This is a genomic window from Altererythrobacter chaiwopuensis, assembly GCF_054957735.1.
The window spans coordinates 71,915-94,479 of the sequence record NZ_JBTXJF010000003.1 but is presented as its reverse complement, the minus strand read 5'-3'; the positions used below and the strand labels follow the sequence as shown (position 1 = coordinate 94,479).

Annotated in this window: 18 protein-coding genes; 12 read left to right on the top strand and 6 right to left on the bottom strand. The window is 62.3% G+C overall.

Translation table 11 applies throughout. The features are described from left to right. Positions 1-20 precede the first annotated feature (20 nt). Positions 21-140 (bottom strand): recombination protein F, encoded by a 120-nt coding sequence (locus ACX3VQ_RS11905; protein ID WP_462572462.1) that lies wholly within the window; start codon positions 138-140, stop codon positions 21-23. Between the two features lie 239 nt (positions 141-379). Here ACX3VQ_RS11905 and recF point away from each other — a divergent pair, with 239 nt between their 5' ends. Further along, on the top strand, positions 380-1,456 hold the full coding sequence (recF, locus tag ACX3VQ_RS11900) for a DNA replication/repair protein RecF (protein WP_462581287.1): 1,077 nt from the start codon (positions 380-382) through the stop codon (positions 1,454-1,456). A 123-nt stretch (positions 1,457-1,579) separates the two neighbouring features. Here recF and ACX3VQ_RS11895 read toward each other — a convergent pair whose 3' ends face one another. After that, complete coding sequence (locus tag ACX3VQ_RS11895; protein ID WP_462581286.1) at positions 1,580-2,278, bottom strand: arylesterase; 699 nt, start codon at positions 2,276-2,278, stop codon at positions 1,580-1,582. A gap of 47 nt (positions 2,279-2,325) precedes the next feature. On the opposite strand from ACX3VQ_RS11895, the gene ACX3VQ_RS11890 reads away from it, so the two are divergent. Together ACX3VQ_RS11890 and ACX3VQ_RS11885 are read left to right on the top strand one after the other, a co-directional pair. Continuing rightward, the gene (locus tag ACX3VQ_RS11890; protein WP_462581285.1) at positions 2,326-3,030 is read left to right on the top strand and encodes an ABC transporter ATP-binding protein; all 705 of its coding nucleotides are present in this window, start codon (positions 2,326-2,328) and stop codon (positions 3,028-3,030) included. Further along, a complete protein-coding gene (locus ACX3VQ_RS11885) occupies positions 3,027-5,546 on the top strand; it encodes an ABC transporter permease (RefSeq protein WP_462581284.1) in 2,520 nt (839 codons plus the stop codon). Before ACX3VQ_RS11890 ends, ACX3VQ_RS11885 begins: the two co-directional genes overlap by 4 nt. A 15-nt stretch (positions 5,547-5,561) precedes the next feature. Here ACX3VQ_RS11885 and ACX3VQ_RS11880 read toward each other — a convergent pair whose 3' ends face one another. Next, a complete protein-coding gene (locus ACX3VQ_RS11880; RefSeq protein ID WP_462581283.1) occupies positions 5,562-6,320 on the bottom strand; it encodes a hypothetical protein in 759 nt (252 codons plus the stop codon). Positions 6,321-6,546: 226 nt separating this feature from the next. Further along, the gene (locus tag ACX3VQ_RS11875; RefSeq protein ID WP_462581282.1) at positions 6,547-9,147 is read right to left on the bottom strand and encodes a TonB-dependent receptor; all 2,601 of its coding nucleotides are present in this window, start codon (positions 9,145-9,147) and stop codon (positions 6,547-6,549) included. Between the two features lie 271 nt (positions 9,148-9,418). Between ACX3VQ_RS11875 and typA the strand changes: the two genes are divergently transcribed. The 7 genes from typA (at position 9,419) to ACX3VQ_RS11840 (ending at position 17,351) form a co-directional block, all read left to right on the top strand. After that, positions 9,419-11,257 (top strand): translational GTPase TypA, encoded by a 1,839-nt coding sequence (typA, locus tag ACX3VQ_RS11870; protein WP_462581281.1) that lies wholly within the window; start codon positions 9,419-9,421, stop codon positions 11,255-11,257. Between the two features lie 390 nt (positions 11,258-11,647). Then, positions 11,648-13,117: a sodium/proline symporter PutP gene (gene putP, locus ACX3VQ_RS11865; RefSeq protein ID WP_462581280.1), complete on the top strand. Its 1,470-nt coding sequence runs from the start codon at positions 11,648-11,650 to the stop codon at positions 13,115-13,117. A 31-nt stretch (positions 13,118-13,148) separates the two neighbouring features. Next, complete coding sequence (gene ggt, locus ACX3VQ_RS11860) at positions 13,149-14,960, top strand: gamma-glutamyltransferase (RefSeq protein WP_462581279.1); 1,812 nt, start codon at positions 13,149-13,151, stop codon at positions 14,958-14,960. Between the two features lie 79 nt (positions 14,961-15,039). Continuing rightward, positions 15,040-15,441: a thioredoxin family protein gene (locus ACX3VQ_RS11855; protein ID WP_462581278.1), complete on the top strand. Its 402-nt coding sequence runs from the start codon at positions 15,040-15,042 to the stop codon at positions 15,439-15,441. Between the two features lie 39 nt (positions 15,442-15,480). Next, complete coding sequence (locus tag ACX3VQ_RS11850; protein WP_462581277.1) at positions 15,481-16,200, top strand: cytochrome c biogenesis CcdA family protein; 720 nt, start codon at positions 15,481-15,483, stop codon at positions 16,198-16,200. A gap of 68 nt (positions 16,201-16,268) precedes the next feature. After that, positions 16,269-16,646: a VOC family protein gene (locus ACX3VQ_RS11845; RefSeq protein ID WP_462581276.1), complete on the top strand. Its 378-nt coding sequence runs from the start codon at positions 16,269-16,271 to the stop codon at positions 16,644-16,646. Positions 16,647-16,691: 45 nt separating this feature from the next. Further along, positions 16,692-17,351 carry an extensin family protein gene (locus tag ACX3VQ_RS11840; RefSeq protein ID WP_462581454.1) on the top strand — a complete coding sequence of 220 codons (660 nt, stop codon included), beginning with the start codon at positions 16,692-16,694 and terminating at the stop codon, positions 17,349-17,351. A 7-nt stretch (positions 17,352-17,358) separates the two neighbouring features. Here the strand turns inward: ACX3VQ_RS11840 and ACX3VQ_RS11835 are convergent, their stop codons facing one another. Both ACX3VQ_RS11835 and ACX3VQ_RS11830 read right to left on the bottom strand, forming a co-directional pair. Beyond that, the gene (locus ACX3VQ_RS11835) at positions 17,359-17,973 is read right to left on the bottom strand and encodes a response regulator transcription factor (RefSeq protein ID WP_462581275.1); all 615 of its coding nucleotides are present in this window, start codon (positions 17,971-17,973) and stop codon (positions 17,359-17,361) included. 224 nt (positions 17,974-18,197) lie between these two features. Then, the gene (locus tag ACX3VQ_RS11830; RefSeq protein WP_462581274.1) at positions 18,198-18,779 is read right to left on the bottom strand and encodes a DUF3617 domain-containing protein; all 582 of its coding nucleotides are present in this window, start codon (positions 18,777-18,779) and stop codon (positions 18,198-18,200) included. Positions 18,780-18,807: 28 nt separating this feature from the next. On the opposite strand from ACX3VQ_RS11830, the gene uvrB reads away from it, so the two are divergent. Both uvrB and ACX3VQ_RS11820 read left to right on the top strand, forming a co-directional pair. Next, positions 18,808-20,994 (top strand): excinuclease ABC subunit UvrB, encoded by a 2,187-nt coding sequence (uvrB, locus tag ACX3VQ_RS11825; RefSeq protein ID WP_462581273.1) that lies wholly within the window; start codon positions 18,808-18,810, stop codon positions 20,992-20,994. Between the two features lie 48 nt (positions 20,995-21,042). Next, a complete protein-coding gene (locus ACX3VQ_RS11820) occupies positions 21,043-22,548 on the top strand; it encodes a S10 family peptidase (RefSeq protein ID WP_462581272.1) in 1,506 nt (501 codons plus the stop codon). Positions 22,549-22,565: the final 17 nt, after the last annotated feature.

Genomic DNA, 22,565 nt, shown 5'->3' with positions numbered 1-22,565 from the left:
GAAAAGTGATGCCCGATTGATCAGGCAAGCAGGCCGGCAGGGCTGGCGGGGATGATCGTGGCAGCCATCACGGCAGCCGAAATGACCAGTGAACAGATGGCGGCGAACAGTTTGTTCGAAGTGTCAGAATTGAAAAACATCGATTTTACTCCAGTTTGTAATGTTCCAGCGAACCATTTCGCTTGATGCCAGATACTTTGCAGGAGGCGTGCCAAATTCAAAAAATGGCGGAATTCTGCGATTTCGTGAGCTTCCCCTCATGAACCGCCCATTCATCAATCCGAAAGTTTGGTATTTTTCACCATATTTCAGGATCGGTGATTTCGGTGAGGCCAGGCGTGGCCAAACCGGCGCGAAATGCTAAGCGCCGCAATTGCCTATGACGCTTGACCGCATCGCCCTTTCCCACTTCCGCAACCACCGCCAGACCGATCTGCGCGGAACGCGCCAGCTTAACCTGCTGGTGGGCGAAAACGGCGCGGGCAAGACCAATATCCTCGAGGCGTTGTCGCTGCTGGCACCCGGGCGCGGATTGCGCCGCGCGAATCTGGCGGACCTGCCCGGCCCGGAAGGCGGCGGCGCATTCCAGATTGGCGCCAGCCTGATCGAACAGGACCATGAAAGCGCGCGCATCGGCACATTCGTCGAGCATGAGCGGCCCGGCAGGCGGCTTGTCCGCGTCAATGGTGCAGAAGCAAGCGCGCAATCCTTAAGCGAATGGCTGGCGATCGGCTGGCTAACCCCGGCGATGGACGGGCTGTTCATGGACAGCGCGGGCGCAAGGCGGCGCTATCTCGACCGGCTGGCCCTGGCGGTTGATCCTGCGCACGCCCGCCATGCCTCGCGCTTCGAGGCCGCTCTGCGCGAGCGCAACAAGCTGATCGAGGAAAGCCGCGATGCCACCTGGCTCGACGCGATCGAAGCGCAGGTGGCGGAGCACGGTGCGGCGGTGGCTGCAGGGCGCATGGCGCTGGTCTCCACGCTGGCGGACGAGCTGACCGCTCTGCCCGATGCGCCCTTTGCCAAGCCGATCCTTACCTATCTTCCCGGCGGGCCGACCGGGCGCGAGGAATTGCGTGCCGAGCTGGCCCGGCAGCGCAGCCGGGATCGCGCCGCCGGGCGCACGCTCACCGGCCCGCACCGCGACGAGCTGGACGTGGTCATGTCGGGTAGCGGCCAGCCTGCTGCATCCTGTTCAACCGGCGAACAAAAGGCGATGCTGATCGCGCTTACCCTTGCCCATGCCGCACTTGCGGCAGAGGGGCGCCCCGGTGTGCTGCTGTTGGATGAAGTCGCGGCGCATCTCGATCCTGTCCGCCGCGCGACGCTGTTCCAGCGCCTCAAGCAAGGCCGTGCGCAAGTGTGGCTTACCGGCACCGAGCCTGCACCGTTTCAGGATATCCTGGAGGAAGCGGCAGTGTGGCGGGTAAGCGCGGGGACGGTAGCTCGGGTCTAGATACTCGTCATTGCGAGCGAAGCGAGGCAATCCAGTTTCTGCCGTTGCGACCTAGCGATTGTCTGGACAATGGATTGCCGCGTCGCCGCCAGCGCGGCTCCTCGCAATGACAAGTGAGCGAGCTCAATCCTCCGGCAGCGCAGCCTCGACCTGGTCCACCGTTGCTGCGACCAGTTCCTCCAGCCCCGCTTCGGTCGGGTGGATCCGGTCATCCTGGAACAGCGAGGGATCCTGATAGATCGCCTCGAGCCAGAATGGGATCAGTGCCGTGCCATATTCGCGCGCCAGATCGGCATAAAGAGCGTCGAACTGCGCCTGATACTCAGGCCCGTAATTGGGCGGCGCGCGCATCCCCATGATCAATACCGGGATCTCCCGTGCCTTCAGCTCACCCAGCATTGCGGCAAGATTGCTGCGTGTCTGATCGGGCGAAATGCCGCGCAGCAAATCGTTTCCGCCCAGTTCGAGGATGAAAAGATCGGGCTTTTCTTCCTGCGCGTCGAGCGTGAATTTGAGGCGCTGCAATCCGGCAGCGCTGGTATCGCCTGAAATTCCCGCATTGGCGACTTTCGCATTCACTCCGCGCGCGCGCAGCGCGGCTGCCAGCTTCGCGGGATAGCTGTTCTCCTTGCCCACGCCGTATCCGGCGAACAGGCTGTCACCAAAGGCGAGAATTGTCCGCTCGGGCCCCATTACGGGAACCGTCGCCACCTCTGCCGCATTGGTATCCGAACCAGCTTCCGCCACCGTATCGGCGGGCGCTTCCGATCCGCAGGCCGCAAGCATAAGTGCAAGAATGATCGACCAAACGCCTTTTGCCATCTGCAAGTCTCCTTGTGCGGCCCCCAGCCCTATGCGAATGCGAACCCGTGACAAGCCCCTCTCCTGCAATTTCCGCCCGTAACCTCACCCTCACGCTGGGCAGCAATGCTGCGCCGGTCGAGATCCTGCGTGGGATCGATCTTGATCTCGCGTCTGGCGAAGTGGTCGCGCTGCTCGGCGCGTCCGGTTCTGGCAAAAGCTCGCTGATGGCGGTGCTGTCAGGGCTTGAGCGTGCCAGCAGCGGCGCGTTGATGGTGGCTGGCGCCGATTTCACCGCCATGAACGAGGACGAGCTGGCGCAGGCGCGGCGCGGCCGCATCGGCATCGTGCTGCAGGCTTTCCACCTGCTGCCGACCATGACTGCGGCGGAAAATGTCGCCACGCCGATGGAGCTGGCCGGTGTCTCTGACGCGCGCGAGCGGGCGGTTGCCGAACTCAAGGCGGTTGGCCTGGGCCACCGGCTCGATCATTACCCCACCCAGCTTTCGGGCGGCGAACAGCAGCGCGTGGCAATTGCCCGCGCAATCGCGCCGCGGCCCGAGCTGATCTTTGCCGACGAGCCGACCGGCAATCTCGATGCGTCAACCGGGCACGACATTATCGAGCTGCTGCTCGACCGCCGTGCAGAGACAGGCGCGACCTTGCTGATGATCACGCATGACCGCGCTTTGGCCGAACGCTGCGAACGGGTGGTGACCATGGCTGACGGGGTGATCGTGTCCGACACCGCTTCCGCCTGCGCCGCCGCATGAGCACAGCTCTTTCCTGGGGCATGGCCTGGCGCATCGCCCGGCGCGATCTCAATGCGCGCTTCAAGGGGCTGCGCCTGCTGCTGGTGTGCATATTCCTGGGCACGGCAGCCCTGGCTGCGATTGGCACGCTGACCTCCTCCATCGAGCGAGAACTGGCCAATCGCGGGCAGGAACTGCTCGGCGGCGATCTCGAGATCGAAGTGTGGCAGCGCGACCTTTCCGATGAGGAGAAAGCGGCGCTGTCGGAATACGGCGCGATCTCCGGCGGCACGCGGATGCAGGCCATGGCAAGCACGCCCGCCGCCGCCGCACCGGTGGAACTGAAAGCCGTCGATGACAAATGGCCGCTTTTCGGCACGCTGACGCTCAAGGATGGCCGCAGCGTTGGCGCGCCTGCGGATGGCCAGGCCTGGCTTGGCCAGGGCGCGCTCGACCGGCTCGGTATCGAAGTGGGCGACAGCTTCCGCGTCGGCACGGCCGATCTGACAGCGGCAGGCGTGATCGCCAACGAGCCTGATCGCCTGTCCGAAGGCTTCCAGCTTGGCCCGACGGTGATCGTGGCCGATGATTTTCCCTACCGCGCCGGCCTGATCGCGCCCGGCACGCTCTATGAGAGCAAGTACCGGATAGCTTTCGATAGCGGTCAAGACCCCGATACCGTGCGCGGAGCGATTGAAGCGCGCTTCCCCAATGCCGGCTTCGACTTCCGTGATCGTGACCGCGCATCGCCCGGTGCGGATCGCTTTGTCAGCAATATGAGCGATTTCCTGACTCTGGTGGGCCTGGCCGCGCTGGTGATTGCCGGGATCGGCATCGGCGGCGGGGTGGCGAGTTACCTCGACGCGCGGCGCAATTCGATTGCCACGCTCAAGGTGCTGGGCGCATCAGGCACGGATATCGTGCGAATTTACGGGATGCAGATCGGCGCGGCGACGCTGGCGGGGAGCGCGGCGGGCATCGCCACCGGCGTCCTGGTCACTCCGCTGCTGGGCCTGGCGCTGCAAGACCTGCTGCCGGTGGAAAGCGGCTTCGTGATCGAGCCTGCCCCGCTGCTGCTGGCCGGGGCTTACGGCCTGCTGGTTGCCTTCGCCTTTGCTGCCGCACCGCTGCTGCGCGCGCGCGCATTCCCGGCGATGGCGCTGATGCGGGCCCGTGTATCGCCCTTGGCGCGTGACTGGCGCGCGCTCGCCTGGACCGCGGCGGGGATTGCGGCGATCTGCGCGCTTGCCCTGCTCACAACCTCACAGCCCATGCTTTCGGGCGGGTTCCTGATCGGTGCGGGCGGCGCGCTGATTGCGCTGGCGCTGATCGGCTTGGCGATCCGCTTTGCCGCAAGGCGCGCCCCGCGCACAAACAACCCGCTGCTGCGCGCGGCGATTGCCAATTTGCACCGGCCCGGTGCGCCCACCGGCGCGCTGGTGACTGCGCTCGGCTTTGGCCTCGCCGCCTTTGTCCTGCTGGCCGCGATCCAAAGCGCGATCGACGGCAATATCGAAAGCCGCGTGCCGCGCGAGGCACCCGACTATTTCGTGCTCGACATCCCGCGTGACGGCGAAGGCGATTTCCGCGAGCTGGTGACTGAACTTGATCCCGCAGCCGAAATACGCACCGTGCCTACGCTGCGCGGATCGGTGCTCGCCTTTGGCACCAGCGGTGCCATGGTGCGCGTGGCGGATCTGGAGGAGATCCCCGATGGCGCATGGGCACTGCGCGGCGAACGCGGGCTGACCTATACCGACACACTGCCGCCCGGAAACTCGCTGGTCGAGGGGGAATGGTGGGACGAAGGCTATAGCGGCGAGCCACTGGTATCGGTGGACGCGGAATTCGCCCGTGCGATCGACCTGGAAATCGGCGATTACCTTACTATCGGCGTGCTCGGGATCGAGCGCGATGTGCGCGTGGCGAACCTGCGCGTGATCGACTGGGAAAGCATGGGGTTCAACTATGTGCTGGTGTTTTCCAGCAATGCGATTTCCGATGCGCCGCATAATCTGGCCGCGACCATCGATCTCGCTGATGACGGCCGATCGGGCGAATTGCTGCGCCAGATGGTGGCGCGCTTCCCCTCAAGCTCGGTGATCGAGATCGGCCAGGTGCTGGTCGAGGCGCGCGCCATTCTGGAGCAGGTCGGCGCGGCAACGCTGGCGGCGGCCTCTGTAGCAGTGCTGGCGGGGTTGGCGGTGCTGATGGGCGCGATAGCGGCCGCGCGTGCCTCGCGCACCTATGACACGGTGGTGCTGCGTGTGCTGGGCGCAAGCCGGCGGCAGGTGCTGGGTATGCAGCTGGCTGAATACGGCTTGCTTGCGCTGCTGTTGGCAGTGGTGGCGCTTGCGCTTGGCTCTGCGCTCGCATGGTTCGTAATCACCCAGCTGTTCGAATTCGACTGGCTGCCCAACTGGTCTGAGGTTCTTTCTGTGCTCGGCCTGGGCCTGCTGCTGGTGCTCGCCTTTGCGCTGGGCGGGTCGCTACCATTGCTGAATGCGAAACCCGCCCGCGCCTTGCGCGAACTCTAGAGGCAGCCCACCGCCCTATTCAAAGGTTTGTTCGAGATGCGCGGCCTGGGTGCCCGATACCCCGGCATGGATCACCGCGATCATCACCGATGCGACCACCGTAACGATCACGCCAACCAGCGCGAACAGGCCAAACATTCCGAACATCGAACCAATGGCAGAGGCGGGATCGACTGCCCCCTCGCCCAGGCTTTCGATCGTGCCATAGAACAGCGCAAAGGGTATCGCGAACAGCACCAGCGAACCGGCAATCAGCACCAGTAATGCAAGCAGGATGTTCACAACGTTGGCACCCGTAAGCTGCCACGCACGGGCAATGGCAGTTACAGGATTTCGCACCCCGTCAACCGCAACCACTGGTGCCAGGATTGACAGCCGGGCGGCCAGGTACAGCAGCGCCGCAATCAGCGCGACGGCAGAGATTACCGCGCCCACCGGCCCCAGCAATGACAGCACCCCCGCGACAAGCCCCAATACGATCGCACCGATGAAATAGCCGATCGCGAGCAACACAAACGCACCCATCAGGCTAATCCCGCTGACGAAACCGCCGGTCAAAGCCTCGCCGAAATTGGGGTTGAGCAGTGGGGAAGCGAGCCGACTCATCGCAGCCGACTGGGCTGCGTAGAGGTAGAAATAGACGAGATATAAAAGGAACATCATGAACATCATGCCGATGCCCATCCCCATGCCCATTGCGCCCATGTCTTGCGCTTCGGCAGCCAATCCAAGCGCAGCCATCGATGTGCCGAATGCGCCGAATGCAATCATCATGAAAATGATCTGCATGGCAAAAAATGTCAGCCACATTCCGATCAAACCGCCCAGTCGCGATCCAGTGATTTCGGCTGTCTTCGAAAGTATTTGAGACACGCTGATCTGCATAATTCCCCCCTATATCAGTTATCTGGGGCAGTTCATCACAAGCTCGCCGATCTGGCAATAAAAAAGGGGCCGATTCTCACCGGCCCCTTCGCAATTGGTTTTGAAGCGATTGACGTCAGAACTTGTAACGCACCACGCCGCCATAGGTACGCGGCTGGCTGGGGTAGCCAGACACCGTGCCGGCCTGCGCAACGCCATCAAACACCGCGATGATGTATTTGTCATTGAGCAGGTTGCGCGCCCAGGCACCGATTTCGAACCCGTTTTCAAGCGCCAGGGTCATCGAGGCGTTGACCAGGTTTACTTCGCGCTGGAAATTGTTCGGCCCGAAGGTTGGCAACCCATTGTTCATCCGCGTGTTGCTCTCATGCGAATAATCGATGCGGCTGACCAGCTTGGTGCCCGCAGCAAACTCATAGGTATGTGTTGCCGAGGTAGCGAGATTCCACGATGGGATCCCGCCCGGACGCAGGCCCGACAGATCGCCCACCGGGCTTTCGGTAAAGCTGTCGAACAGCGGATCGAGATAGGTTGCGGCGAAGGTGAACACCAGGCTGTCTACCGGCTGGATACGGGTGTCGAGTTCGAAGCCCTTGACCGACTGTTTGCCCGCATTGTTGAGCTGGAAGCCAGTGCCGGTGAACAGGAAGCTCTGGAAACCCTTTAGCGTCTGGTCGAACAGCGCCAGGTTGATGCTCAGCCCCGTCCACTGGGCCTTTACACCCACTTCCCATACCTTGGCCTGTTCAGGTCCGGCAAAGCGCGAACCGGTGCCCAGGTTCGGCACCGCCAGCCCGGCATCGCGAATTGGCGAGGACGGCGCAAGGATGGTCGAACGTAGCGGTCCGGGGATGAAATCACCGAATACCGGGCGGCTATCGCGCGACAAATTGACCGAGCTCGCCTTGAAGCCGGTGGCATAGCTGACATAGGCGTTCACATTGCCGGATAATTCATAGGCCGCACGCAATGTGTAGCTGAAATCATCATCGCGGGTCTTGCCATCCTCAACCGCATTGGGGGTGTTGAGGAAGGGCGGCTGGAACTGGAACGGTATCAGGCCCAGCAGCGGATTGGCAGCGGGGTTCTGCGCCAGCGTTGCGATCTGGTTGAAGATCGGCGCCGTTGCCTGCCCGGTGGCAAAGCTCTGGATCACCGCCGGGGTCACCTGGCTGGTCGGAATCGCCAGCGCCTGAGCAATGCCGCCGACAATGAAGGCATCGACCAGATTGATGTTGGCCAGTTCATCGAAGGCCTGGCCGGACAGGGCAAAATCCTTCTTGTCGTCGGTATAGTTGAAACCGGCAGTCAGCACGAGGCCATCAAGCGGCTCGAAATCCACCGTGCCGAAGATCGACCACGATTTGTTGTCCATCGAATAGCTCTCTGCGGTAAGCGCCCCGGCAGAGAAAATGCTGTTCTGCGGCAGGCCCAGCGCCTGTTCCACCCCGTTGAACACCAGCGGATTACCCGCCAGCAGCGAGAAGAACGGCCGCGCCGCCGCGCCGGTGTTCAGTTCGCTTTCCTGGTTGATCTTTTCATCGAAATAGAAGCCGCCAAGCAGGAAGTTGATCGGGCCATCGAAATCCGATGCGATCCGCAGTTCCTGCGTAAAGGTATTCACTTCCTGATCGCGGATCTCGCTGACAATGTCGGCGCTGGTGAAATCGACATCCTGGTCAACGAAGTTTTGCAATTCGCGATAAGCTGTGATCGAGGTTACCGAAAGCGGGCCAGTCTGCCAGTCAACCTGGACCGAGCCGCCATAGTTGTCGACCTTGTTTTCCGGAACCTTGTTCAGGAAAACGTCATAGCTGAAGAAATCGGTGCTCAGCGCGCCGCCAACAGCGAAGATGGCTGGCGCGGTCGGGCCTGCGACCAGCGTGCTGACGGTGCAGCATGCCTCGTTGATGCGTGAATAATCGCCGATCGCGCGAATGCGCAGGTCAGCGGTCGGTTCGAACAGCAACTGGCCGCGCGCGGTCCAGCGATCGCGATCAGAAAGTTCTTCATCGAGGTTGACGATCCGTGCGTAACCGTCGCGCTTGTTGTAGCTGCCGTCGAGCGAGAAAGCGAGTGTTTCGCTGAGCGGGCCGGTAATGTCGCCCTTCACGCGGATATCATTGCGATTGCCGTAGCCGGCCTCCAGGCTGCCGCCGAAGGTGAACTGCGGCTCGCGCGTGACGACCGAAATCACACCAGCCGAAGCGTTCTTGCCGAACAGCGTCGACTGCGGGCCGTTGAGCACTTCGATGCGCTGGACATTAGCCAGATCGTTGAGCGACGATGCCGAGCGCGAGCGGAATACACCGTCGATGAACACGCCGACCGAAGGCTCGATCCCGAAGTTGTTGTCGCCATTGCCGAACCCGCGAATGATGAAGGTCGAAGATGACGAGTTCTGCAACTGGCTGACGCGCAGCGATGGCGCCACCGACTGCAGATCGAGCACGTCGCGGATCTGCGCCTGTTCGAGCGTCTCGCCCGATGTCACCGAAACCGAAATCGGGGTTTCCTGCAGCGTCTGTTCGCGCTTGGTTGCGGTAACGATGATAACATTGTCACTGGCGAATTCGCCTTGTTCGCTCCCGGCCTCGTCATCGCCCGCGTCCTGCGCATGGGCAGCCGCAGGCAAGGCAAGGCCGATTGCTGCAACGCTGCAAAGCAGCGCACGGCGGCGCAATCCGGCAGCACCGCCGGTCAATTGATAACGCATGAAATCTCCTCTCTCATATGACCGGCGAGGGGTGGGTATGAGAGAAGCTGCAACGCAGCCTTTCCCACCGGTCAATGTAATCGTTTTAGAGAGATCGCTGAAACAGCACAAGAATCATCCGTTCGCGCCGCAATCGGCAGTTACGCGTGTTGCCATGGCGACACAGTGAGGCAATCTCACACCGCTTGTCGCGGGCGCACGCATCGGCTAGGGGCGCGCAGCATTGTGCGGCGCAACATGCCGCCACCTTCAATCCGTTCGAAAGTTCACTATGTCCCGTTCGCTTCGCAATATTGCGATCATCGCCCACGTTGACCATGGCAAGACCACGCTGGTCGACCAGTTGTTCCGCCAGTCAGGCACCTTCCGCGACAACCAGCGGGTGGAAGAACGCGCGATGGATTCGGGCGATCTCGAAAAGGAACGCGGGATCACCATCCTTGCCAAATGCACCAGCGTCGAATGGGAGCATGAAGGCGAAAACATCCGCATCAACATCATCGACACGCCCGGCCACGCCGATTTCGGCGCCGAGGTTGAGCGCATTCTGTCCATGGTCGACGGCGTGATCCTGCTGGTCGATGCCGCCGAAGGCGCGATGCCGCAAACCAAGTTCGTTACCGGCAAGGCGCTGGCGCTGGGCCTCAGGCCGATTGTGGTGGTCAACAAGATCGATCGCCCCGATGGCCGCCCGCAGGAAGTGCTGGACGAGGTGTTCGACCTGTTCGTGTCGCTTGACGCCAATGACGATCAGCTCGATTTCCCCGTGCTCTACGCCTCGGGCCGCGATGGCTATGCCAGCGACGATCAGGACGCGCGCAGCGGCACGCTGGCCCCGCTGTTTGAACGGATCGTCAACCATGTCTCGGCCCCGCAGCTGGACGAGAACGGCCCCTTCACCTTCCTCGCCACCCTGCTCGATCGTGACAATTTCATGGGCCGCGTGCTCACCGGCCGGGTGCAGTCCGGCAGGCTCAAGGTCAACGATCCGATCCATGCGCTCGACATAAACGGGAACGTGGTCGAAGCCGGGCGCGCAACCAAGCTGATGAGCTTTCGCGGGCTTGAGCGCGTGCCGGTGGAGAGAGCGCAGGCGGGTGACATCATCGCGCTGGCCGGGCTCGAAAAGGCCACCGTCGCCAACACCATCGCCGATCCTTCCGTGCGCGAACCGATTGCCGCGCAGCCGATCGATCCGCCCACGCTGGCGATGCGCTTTGCCGTCAATAACAGCCCGCTGGCCGGGCGCGAGGGCGACAAGGTGACCAGCCGCCTAATCCGCGACCGTTTGCTGCGCGAAGCCGAAACCAATGTCGCCATCCGCGTTACCGAGGCCGATGACAAGGACAGCTTCGAGGTGGCCGGGCGCGGCGAACTGCAATTGGGCGTGCTGATCGAAACCATGCGCCGCGAAGGCTTCGAGCTGGGCATTTCGCGCCCGCGCGTGCTGTTCCGCGAGGAAGACGGGCCCCAGGGAAAACAGCGCTTCGAGCCATACGAAACCGTGGTGATCGACGTTGATGACGAACACAGCGGCACCGTGGTCGAGAAGATGCAGCGCCGCAAGGCCGACCTTACCGAAATGCGCCCCTCGGGCGTGGGCAAGACCCGTATCACCTTCTCCGCCCCCAGCCGCGGGCTGATCGGCTATCACGGCGAATTCCTGTCTGACACGCGCGGCACCGGCATCATGAACCGGCTGTTCGAGAAATACGGCCCCTACAAAGGCCCGATCGAAGGGCGCAACAACGGCGTGCTGATCTCCAACGGCGATGGCGACACGGTCAGCTATGCGTTGAACATGCTGGAAGAACGCGGCGAACTGTTCGTGGGTGCGCAGGTCAAGGTCTATGAAGGCATGATCATCGGCGAGAATGCCAAGCCTGACGATCTGGAAGTCAACCCGATGAAGGCAAAGCAGCTTTCCAATGTCCGCTCATCGGGCAAGGATGACGCGATCCGCCTCACCCCGCCCCGGCGGATGAGCCTGGAACAGGCGATCGCCTATATCGACGATGACGAGATGGTCGAGGTGACGCCCAAGAGCATCCGGCTGCGCAAGGCGATCCTTGATCCGCACGAACGCAAGAAGGCCCGCCGCAAGGGCTGAGGGGGTTAGGTTGCGCGGCGGCGCTCCTCCGGGGGCGCCACGTCACCCTGAACCTGGTTCAGGGTCCATTTCTCCTTCCGCGCTGCCGGAGATAGTGGCGGGATGGATGCTGATTTACGTACCCTCCCGGAACGCGATCCATACGACGAGCGATTTTCCTACTCCCCTGCGCCCGCGCTATATCGGCGCCGGCTCTTTCCCCGCGTCGATCCCCCTTCTCCCCGCCGTGCAAGCGCTCGCCCGCAGGCCGCAGCTTTTCTTCATCAAGACTGTGTTCCATGTGTTCCATCGTGCCGGAAAATGCCCTGCCACTTGACCGCCGCCTGATCGCCGCGTCGTTTTCCCTCTGCGGGTGGTCAAGCCCGCCCCGGCCTGTTACCCGCTGCCAACATGCATAGCGGAACACTGATAACACTCGCCCTTTACTTCATCCTCATGCTCGGCATCGGCGTGTTCGCGTGGAAGCGCTCGACCGATACCAGCGAAGGCTATCTGCTGGCGGGGCGCAATCTGCCGCCCGCCGTGGCCGCGCTCAGCGCCGGGGCTTCGGACATGTCGGGCTGGCTGCTGCTGGGCCTGCCCGGCGCGCTTTATGCCGGCGGGCTGGTCGAAGCCTGGATCGGCATCGGGCTGTTTGTTGGCGCGGTGGCGAACTGGATCGTGGTTGCCCCGCGGCTGCGTGAGCAGACCGAAAGCCTGGGCAATTCGCTGACCATCCCCGAATTCCTCGCCAACCGCTTTCCTGACCGGGCGGTGGCGCTGCGGATCGCCTCTGCCGTGGTGGTGGTTGCCTTCTTCACGGTTTACACCGCCGCCGGGCTGGTGGGCGGCGGCAAGCTGTTCGAAACCGCCTTTGCCGGGATCCTGCCCAATGCGGGAATGAGCGATTACATGCTGGGCATCTGGATCACCGCAGGGGTAGTGCTGGCCTATACCATGGTGGGCGGCTTTCTGGCCGTGAGCCTGACCGATTTCGTGCAGGGCTGCATCATGGTGGTGGCGCTGGTGCTGATGCCGCTGGTGGTGATGTTCGGCGAAGGGGGCAGCGGCGGGGCCTCGCTGCTCGAGGTGCCGCAGGAGGGGTTCCTCAGCCTCACCCACGGTCTGACGCTGATGGGCTTCATCAGCGCGGTCACCTGGGGCCTGGGCTATTTCGGCCAGCCGCATATCATCGTGCGCTTCATGGCGGTGCGCAGCGTTGCGCAGATCGCCACCGCGCGCAATATCGGGCTTGCGTGGATGGGTGTGGCGCTGGTTGGTGCGCTGGGCGTGGGCATTGCCGGGCGCGCCTATGCCCATCGCAACGGGATCGTGCTGGATGACCCGGAGACGATCTTCATCGTCCTGTCGGACCTGCTGTTTCACCCGCTGATTACCGGCTTCCTGTTTGCCGCGCTGCTGGCCGCGATCATGAGCACGATCAGCTCGCAATTGCTGGTTTCCTCAAGCTCGCTGACCGAGGATTTCTACCGCCTTTTCCTGCGCAAGAACATCAGCGAACGCGAAGCGGTAAATGTCGGGCGGATCTGCGTGGCACTGGTGGCGCTGGCGGCGATCGCGATTGCATCTGACCCTGACAGCGAAGTGCTGGGCATGGTCGCCAATGCCTGGGCCGGTTTCGGCGCCGCCTTCGGGCCGCTGATCATACTTTCGCTGACCTGGGACCGGATGACGGGCACCGGAGCGCTGGCCGGGCTGGTCACCGGCGCGGCGGTCGTGGCGGGATGGATCGCGCTGGGCTGGAATTCCAGTTTCATTGGCGGCCAGGGATTGTATGAAATCGTGCCCGGCTTCATTGCTGCATGGCTGGCCATTGTGCTGGTCAGCAAGGCCGGTGAAGCACCTGCGCCAAGTGCGTGATTGAAAAGCTGTAGAGACTGGAGAGACCGCTATGACTGCCGCCCGCTTCACCATTGCCGCGCTTGCCTCGATGGCGCTCGCCGCACCGCTGGCGGCTGACAACCACGCGGGCGACAAGGCCGAGGCGCGGCCAGTGCACGAACAGATCGGCCCCGGCGGGCGCCCGGTTGGCGCGCCGTGGTCACGCAGCCCGGTCCACGCGCAGCACGGCATGGCCGCAACCGCGCATCCGCTGGCAACGCAAATCGCGCTCGATATCCTCAAGAGCGGCGGCAATGCCGTGGATGCAGCGATCGCGGCCAATGCGGCGCTGGGCCTGATGGAGCCGACCGGCAATGGCATCGGCGGCGACCTGTTCGCGATCATCTACGATCCTGCAACCGAAAAGCTCTATGGCCTCAACGGTTCGGGCCGTTCTCCGCAAAACCAGACGCTTGATCAGCTCAAGGCCAAGCTGGGTGAGGCGGACAGCCTGCCGCCGCTTGGCGCTCTGCCGGTTACCATTCCGGGCACGGTCGATGGCTGGTTCGAAATGCACAACCGCTTTGGCCAGCTGCCGATGGCAGACGTACTTGCGCCCACCATCAAATACGCGCGCGAAGGACACCCCATAGCTCCGGTGATCGGCGAGTATTTCGCACGCAATCTGCGCGCGTTCGAAGCCCGCGCCGACCAGTTCGATTTCACCAATGCCCAGGCCACATGGTTCGCCGATGGGGCACCCAAGGCGGGTGAGATCTTCAAAAATCCCAACCTTGCCAATACGCTGGAGCGGATTGCGCAAAACGGGCGCGACGAGTTCTACAGCGGCCAGAGCGCGCAGGTGATGGTCGATTATCTCCAGCGGCAGGGCAGCGCCTATACGCTGGAAGATTTCGCGGCCCACCGCAGCGAATGGGTCGAGCCCGCCTGCACCGCCTATCGCAAGGGTTACGAGCTGTGCGAACTGCCGCCCAATTCGCAAGGTTTCGCCGCGCTGCAGATGGTCAGCATTCTCAAGAACGTCGACCTCTCGCAATGGGAGCGCGGCAGCCCGGAAGTGATCCATTACATCACCGAGGCGAAGCGCCTTGCCTATGCCGATGTGGCAAAGTTTTATGCCGACCCAGGTTACGCGCCCTTCCCGATGGAGCTGCTGAGCGACGGATACGGCAAGGCGCGTTTCGCGCTGATCGATCCTGACAGGGCAACGCCCGAATTCGCACCCGGCGACCCCTTGCCCGAGCCCAAGCTGGAGGGGCCGGGTGACACCACCTATCTTACCGTGGTGGACAAGGACGGGCTGATGGTCAGCCTGATCCAGTCCAACTATCGCGGCATGGGTAGCGGGCTGACCCCTGACGGCCTCGGCTTCATGTTCCAGGATCGCGGCGAGCTGTTCAGCCTCGATCCTGCGCATGCCAATGCCTATGCGCCGGGCAAGCGCCCGTTCCAGACGATCATCCCCGCCTTCGTGAAGAAGGATGGCAAGCCATACATGACGCTGGGGCTGATGGGCGGCGGGATGCAGCCACAGGGGCATGTGCAAGTGCTGATCAATCTGGTGGATTACGGCATGAACCTGCAGGAGGCAGGCGATGCGGCACGGCTCAATCACGATGGCGGGCGCCAACCGACCGAACCCGCCAGCGGCCCCGCGAAGGATCCGCTCGGCACGCTGTTTGTCGAACCGGGCATTCCGGCGTCGACCGTCACCAGACTGCGCGAGATGGGCCACAATGTCGAAGTGGTCGATAACGGGATCATGTTCGGCGGATACCAGGCGATCGCGCGCGATCCCGAAACCGGCGTGCTGACCGGGGCCACCGAAATGCGCAAGGACGGGCAGGCCAGCGGCTATTGAGGCTGTAACCTTTTGAAGCTCCACGGCGAACTGGGGGTAAAGAGCGGAGATAGACTCCGCTTAATACCGGAGTTTGTTAATGCTACGCTTTTTCGCCATCATTGCCGCCGTCGCCTCTTTCATGTTCGGTGCATTCAGTCTTGCAGCCAGCGACTCGCGTGAAGGATGGGTCGATTATTCCGCTCAGGGTTTTGCCAAGGCCCAGCAATCCGGCAATGCCATAGTGGTGGATGTCTATGCGACATGGTGCCCCACCTGCCGCGCGCAAGAGCCGATCCTTGACGAATTGCGCGAGGACAAGCGCCTTTCCAATGTGACCTTCGTCAAGGTCAATTTCGACAAGGACAAGGATTTCCTGCGCGCGCACCGCATTCCGCGCCAATCGACCATCCTGGTGTTCAAGGGTGAAAAGGAAGTGGCCCGTTCAATCGCGGAGACTGACCGCACCCGGCTGCGCAAGCTTGTGTTCGATGCGATCTGATGGCGTTCCTGGTGCATTCCGCCTGCTCGCCTGCCTGACATGATTTCAAGCGTATTGCTCGCTTTCGTCGCCGGACTGGTGACGATCCTCAACCCCTGCGTCCTGCCGCTGGTGCCAATCCTGGTCGCTTCGGCACTCGGCAAGAGCAAGGCCGGGCCACTGGCGCTATCGGCCGGTCTGGTAGCCAGCTTCACGCTGTTCGGCTTCAGCGTGATTGCATTCGGTTACTCGATCGGCATCAACGAACAAGTGGTTCGGCTGGGCGCAGGGGCCCTGTTGGCGCTGGCTGGCGCGGTGCTGCTGATGCCAAGGTTGCAGGCTGTGATCAGCGCTGCGGCTGCACCCGTTTCCAATTTCGGGCATCAGCGCCTGCAGAAGATAAGCGGCGACGGCGCAGGCGGTCAATTCGTGGTCGGCTTGCTGCTGGGCGTGGTCTGGGCGCCATGTATCGGCCCCACGCTGGGCGTGGCGATTGCGGCTGCAAGCCAGGGTGAAAACCTCGCTGCCAGCATGCTGATCTTTCTGGTGTTCGGCCTGGGCGTGGCGGCCTCGATCCTCGTCTTTGCCTATGGATCGCGCCGTGCCTTGAAAGAACGTGGCCAGGCAATGCAAACTATCGCCCGCTACGCCAAGCCGATCTTCGGTGTGGCGCTGCTGACGGTTGGATTGATGATCGTGACCGGATTGGACAAGATGATTGAAATCGCCCTGCTCGATCTGATGCCGCAATCGCTGATCGAATTCACAACCCGGTTCTAGCGCTACAAGGGACTCGCCAGCCAGCCCGCAATCGTCCATTCCCCCTTCTGACGGAAGGAGAAGTGGAGATGGCCAGAATTACCGGATTGGGCGGTGTGTTCTATGTCGTGAAAGACCCGGAAGTTACGCGCGAATGGTATCGCGACAAGCTGGGGATCGATGGGCCATACGGCCCGCAGCTCGCCTGGGCGGATGAGCCCAAGGCAAACCCCTATTCGCTGATCAGCCATTTCAAGGACGATACCTATTTCAAGCCCGGAACAGGCGGCTTCATGGTCAACCTCAGGGTCGACGATCTTGACGGCTTCCTGAAGCTGCTCAAGAAGCGCGGTGTGAAGGTGCTCGACCACGTCGATGAGGGCTATGGCAAGTTCGCCTGGGTGCTCGATCCTGACGGGGTGAAGATCGAACTGTGGGAGCAGGTTGCGGAAGAATTGCCTGAATAACGCGCGTTTACCATTGATTAACCATGATTGCGGACAATTGCCGCCATGTGCGCACGCAAGCTTCTCCTTCTCCTGGCCACTGCGGCACTCGCCGCCTGCGGTGCGGTGCCTGAAAGCTCGCGCCGGGCCCCGCAATCGGCGCCCCGCCCGCTCGCCGTCAACCCCGATACGCAAATGTGCCTGGCAGGGCTGAACGATACCGGTTCGCGTTTCTCTGCCCTGCCCGATCGCTTTGACGGCCCCGGCTGCGCCGTTACGGGCGCGGTGCAATTGTCCGCCGTGCGCGGCGATCGGTCGCAATTGAGCGTGAGCAATATCGGCGCGGTCCAGTGCCGCACGGCACAAGTGTTTGCCGAATGGGCGCGGTTCGGGGTGGATCGGGCAGCCCGCCAGATTCTTGGCAGTCCGATCGCCCGGATCGAGACTATGGGCAGCTATACCTGCCGCAACGTTGCGGGGACTGAACGCCGATCAGCCCACGCCACGGCTGAGGCAATCGATGTCGCCGGCTTCGTGCTTGCAGATGGCCGCCGCATCAGCGTGCTGGGCGGATGGGCGGATGGGAGCCGCGAAGAACGCGAATTCCTGCACGTGGTGCACGCCAGTGCATGCAAGCGCTTCGGCACGGTCTTGGGGCCGCAGTACAATACTGCGCATCGCGATCACCTGCATCTGGAAATTGGCGGCGGCGGTTTCTGCCGCTGATCGCTGCTCAGGCGGCGTCGTCCAGTCGCGCCTCAAGCATGAGCCGCACTGCTTCCGCCGCATGCGCCGCGCCCAGCTTGGACATCATGTTGGAGCGGTGGATCTCGACCGTGCGCGGGCTGATATCGAGCTCGCGCGCGATGGTCTTGTTGCTGCTGCCGCGGGTCAGCCAGTCGAGCACTTCACGCTCGCGGGAAGAAAGGCCTGCGATCCGGCTGCGCGCATCGATCATGCGCTGCTGCGCTTCGTTATAGGTTTGCGCTTCCTTGGCGATCCGCGCCAGCGCCTTGGCAAAATACGCCGGTTCGATCGGCATGGTGAGATAATCGAGCGCACCCGCCTTGATCGCGGCGACAATCCGGCTTGCCTCAGCATATTCTGCCATCGCAACGACCGGCAGGCTCACCCCGATCTGCCCCAGCCTGGCGATCATCGCGGCAACACCTTTGCCCACCACATCGTCGCGTGCCAGGATGATGCCTCCGCGCGGCGGATGGGCGGCAAGGTCGTCGATATCACCATAGACCTCCGTATGGTGCCCGAGCGCGAAACCCAACTGCGCAAGTTCGGCCCGTGACCGGCTTGACGGATCGATGAAGTGAAGCGGTTGTGCGTTAGCCATGCAGGCCAAGCTGCCTGCTCTAAATGTCTGATTCACTGCAAGTTGTGGCCATTTCGGTGCAATTGAAATGGCTGGCGCCAATCGGCGCTCGGCAGCAGCATATCAAATTCGCTCCAGATCGGAGCCAATAGTAAGTGCTTATGCTCAAGCGATAACCCTGATCAGGGCAATTCCCTGCTTGATCGGCAGGTCGCGCCTATCGCCGGGGGTACCCGGACGAAGCGCTAGCAGTCCCCGATCCGCTTGCCTTCCTGCTTGGCCGTAACGCTGATCACATGTCTGCCAGGAAGGCCCGAGATAGTCGCGCTGCCGAGCATGGTGATGGTCATTCGGTAGTGGTCTTCCGCCTGCGCGATATCGAGCGTGAAACGGGGATTGAAATCCGCACCCGGCGAAATGCCCTGACACATCCCCTTGCCGGTAACGCGCGTCGGGGTGACGCGATACTGATCGATCGTGCACTTGCCTGCCAACCGGCGGTCGATATCGTCCTGTTGCCAATCGCGGTCGATGAACATGGGTTCGCCGCAGCGCTTCTCCTGGTCATTCAGCCCCTTCAACTCTGGCGGCAGTGTAGCAGGCGGCACTGCCATCCCGTCGACCGTCATGCTGCTGAGCCGGGTCGCGATTTCCCATTCGCCATGCAGCGGCACATTGTCGGGATGATCGACCGCACAGCCCGCCACCAGCGCCGTCGCAGCGCCAACAAAAATCAACCGGATGCAATTCATCGCCTGGTCCCCTTCTTGGGCGGCATCATAGCGCGCTGGTGCGAAGATATTCTTACCATATCGCGCGATTGCCATTCGCCCCCATGTGCTCCATATGTTCCGCATGGCAGAACTGGTGATCCGCAGAGGGTTGGACGAGCCCGACACAAGCGGCGACTTCACGCCGCACCGCCCCGCCCGCCCTGACAAGGCGGACGGCGGCCGCGCATTCAAGCTGGTGAGCGAATACGAACCGGCCGGCGATCAGCCAGCGGCGATCGCTGAACTGGTCCAGGCAGCGCAAGAGGGTGAGCAGACCCAAGTTCTGCTGGGCGTAACCGGATCGGGCAAGACCTTCACCATGGCCAAGGTGATCGAACAGATGCAGCGCCCGGCGCTGGTGCTCGCGCCCAACAAGATCCTGGCGGCGCAGCTATATGGCGAGTTCAAGAGTTTCTTCCCCGAAAACGCGGTCGAGTATTTCGTATCCTATTACGATTACTACCAGCCTGAGGCCTATGTGCCGCGCAGTGATACCTATATCGAGAAGGAATCGAGCGTAAACGAGGCGATCGACCGGATGCGCCATTCGGCCACGCGCGCGCTGCTGGAGCGGGACGATGTGGTGATCGTGGCCTCGGTTTCCTGCCTCTACGGCATCGGCTCGGTCGAGACCTATTCGGCGATGGTGTTCGACATCAAGCAAGGCAGCACGGTCGATCAGCGCGAGCTGATCCGCAAGCTGGTGGCGCTGCAATACAAGCGCAACGATACCGCCTTTGCGCGCGGCAGTTTTCGCGTGCGCGGCGACAGCCTGGAACTGTTTCCCAGCCACTATGAAGACATGGCGTGGCGGATCAGCTTTTTCGGTGACGAGATCGAGGAGATCAGCGAATTCGATCCGCTCACCGGCAAGAAGGGCGCCAACCTGGAAAAGGTACGGGTCTATGCCAATTCGCACTATGTCACACCCGGCCCGACGATGAAGCAGGCGACCGAGGCGATCCGGTTCGAGCTAGCCGAGCGGCTGAAGGAGCTGGAGGCGGAGGGCAAGCTGCTCGAACACCAGCGGCTCGAGCAGCGCACCAATTTCGACCTTGAGATGATCGCCGCCACCGGTAGCTGCGCAGGAATCGAGAATTACAGCCGCTTCCTAACCGGGCGGTTACCGGGCGAGCCGCCGCCGACGCTGTTCGAATATCTGCCCGAAAATGCGCTGCTGTTTGTTGATGAAAGCCACCAGACGGTGCCGCAGATCGGGGCCATGTCCAAGGGCGATCATCGCCGCAAGATCACGCTGGCCGAATACGGTTTCCGCCTGCCCAGCTGCATCGACAATCGTCCTTTGAGATTCAACGAATGGGACGCGATGCGCCCGCAGACAATAGCGGTTTCAGCCACGCCCGGCGGTTGGGAGATGGAGCAGACCGGCGGCGTGTTCGCCGAACAGGTGATCCGCCCCACCGGGCTGATCGATCCGCCGGTCGAGATCCGCCCCGTTGAGGATCAGGTGCAGGATTGCATCGAACAGTGCCGCGCCACGGCGGCGCTTGGCTATCGCACGCTGGTCACTACGCTGACCAAGCGCATGGCCGAGGATCTGACCGAATTCATGCACGAGGCGGGCATCAGGGTGCGCTACATGCATTCGGACGTCGAAACGCTCGAGCGGATCGAGTTGATCCGCGACCTGCGCCTCGGCGTCTATGACGTGCTGGTGGGGATCAATCTGCTGCGCGAGGGGCTGGACATCCCCGAATGCGGGCTCGTCTGCATCCTCGACGCCGACAAGGAGGGCTTCCTGCGCAGTGAAACCTCGCTGATCCAGACCATCGGGCGCGCGGCGCGCAATGTCGACGGGCGGGTTATCCTCTATGCTGACCGGATCACCGGCAGCATGGAACGCGCCATGGCCGAAACCGACCGTCGGCGCGAAAAGCAACACGCCTTCAACCAGGCGCACGGGATTACGCCGGAAAGCATCAAGCGCTCCATCCATGATATCGTCGCCGATACCGCCAGCCGCGACGGGGTGCTGGTGGAGATCGATGCGGAAGACGGGCGCAACAATCTGGTGGGCCACAATTTGCGCGCCTATATCGAGGATCTGGAGAAGAAGATGCGCGAGGCAGCAGCCGATCTCGAGTTCGAGGAAGCCGGGCGGCTGCGCGACGAAATCCGGCGACTGGAGAATGAGGAACTGGGCTTGCCCGATGGCGAGAAGAAAGCGCCGATGGTCGGCAAAAGCACCGAAGGCCGCCCCGGCACGCGCAAGATGCGTTACGGCAAGACTTCGCGGAAAATGCGGTGATATCAGCGTCGATTGATTTCACCGGGTAAGTCACATAGACCTTCGCGCATGATTTCACGCACCCTTGCTGCGGCGCTTGCCGCGCTGTCGCTCACCGTCGTTTCTTCCGCTGCCCGGGCAGATGAAGAGACCAAGCCCAAACCTGCCGCAGCAGCGGTCGAATACAAGCCAAACTCCGCCAGCAAGAGCCTCAGCGGCGCCTTCGGCGGGCGAACCATGCGCTATACCGCCACGGTGGCCGAACAGGTGCTGAAAGATGACAAAGGCACACCCAAGGCGGCGATTGTCACCACATCCTACGTCGCTGAACCCAAAGACCCGAACCGGCCCGTGACCTTCCTGTTCAACGGCGGGCCGGGCTCTGCCTCGCTGTGGCTCCAGATGGGAGCGTTCGGGCCCAAACGCGTCGCGATCCCCTCTGACGCGCGCGACGATGGCGCGCCGCCCTACCCCATCCTCGATAATCCCGATTCGATCCTCGACGTCACCGATTTGGTGTTCATCGATCCCGTCGGCACGGGCTTCAGCCATACCATCGGCGAAACTGATCCCAAGGATTACTGGGGCGTGAGCCAGGACGCCGCCTCGGTCGCCAGGGTGATCCGCAAATGGCTGAGCGAAAACGATCGCTGGAACAGCCCAAAATTTCTTGGCGGAGAAAGCTACGGCACCACCCGCTCTGCCGCTGTCGTCAACGAACTGGAGGGTGGCTATAACGATGTCGCACTCAATGGCGTGATCCTGATTTCGACAATCCTCGATTTCGCCGCCGGTGCCGATACCGAAGGCAACGAGCTGGGCTATATCACCAACCTGCCCAGCTTTGCGGTGACCGCGCTCTATCACGGCAAGGCCGAAGGCACTTCGGCAGCCGCCTTTGCCGAGGAGGCGCGGCAGTTTGCCATCGGCCCCTATGCCGCCTTCCTGCTCAAGGGGCAGAAGGCGAGTGCCGAAGAACGCAGCGCGATTCGCAGCCAGCTGGCGCGATTGACCGGGCTTTCCGAACAATATCTCGAAAACACCGATCTGCGCGTCACCCCTAACCGCTTCTACAAGGAACTGCTGCGCGACCGCGGCTTGACCGTCGGGCGGCTCGACAGCCGCTATACCGGCAAGGATTACGACAATGCCGGTGAAGGGCCTGACAATGATCCCAGCTTCTACGGTATTGACGGGGGCTATACCGCCGCCGCCAACAGCTTTCTGCGCGGCACTATCGGCTATCAGACTGATCGCGATTATATCACCATCGGCGGGGTGAACGACTGGGACTGGAAATTGAAGGGCGGGCGCGACACCAATGCCTATCTCAATGTCGCACCCTATCTGGGCAGGGCGCTGCGCGAAAATTCACAGATGCGGGTGTTCGTGGCGCAGGGCTGGTACGATTTTGCAACGCCCTTTTTCGCCGCCGAATATTCGCTCAGCCGCACCGGTATCCCGCAGGACCGGGTGCTGTGGCATTATTACGATTCAGGCCACATGATGTATGTGCGCGACGAGGACCGGCAAAAGCTTTCCGATGACATTCGAACCTTTATCAAGGCGCGCTAGGCTGCGGACCACGGCCT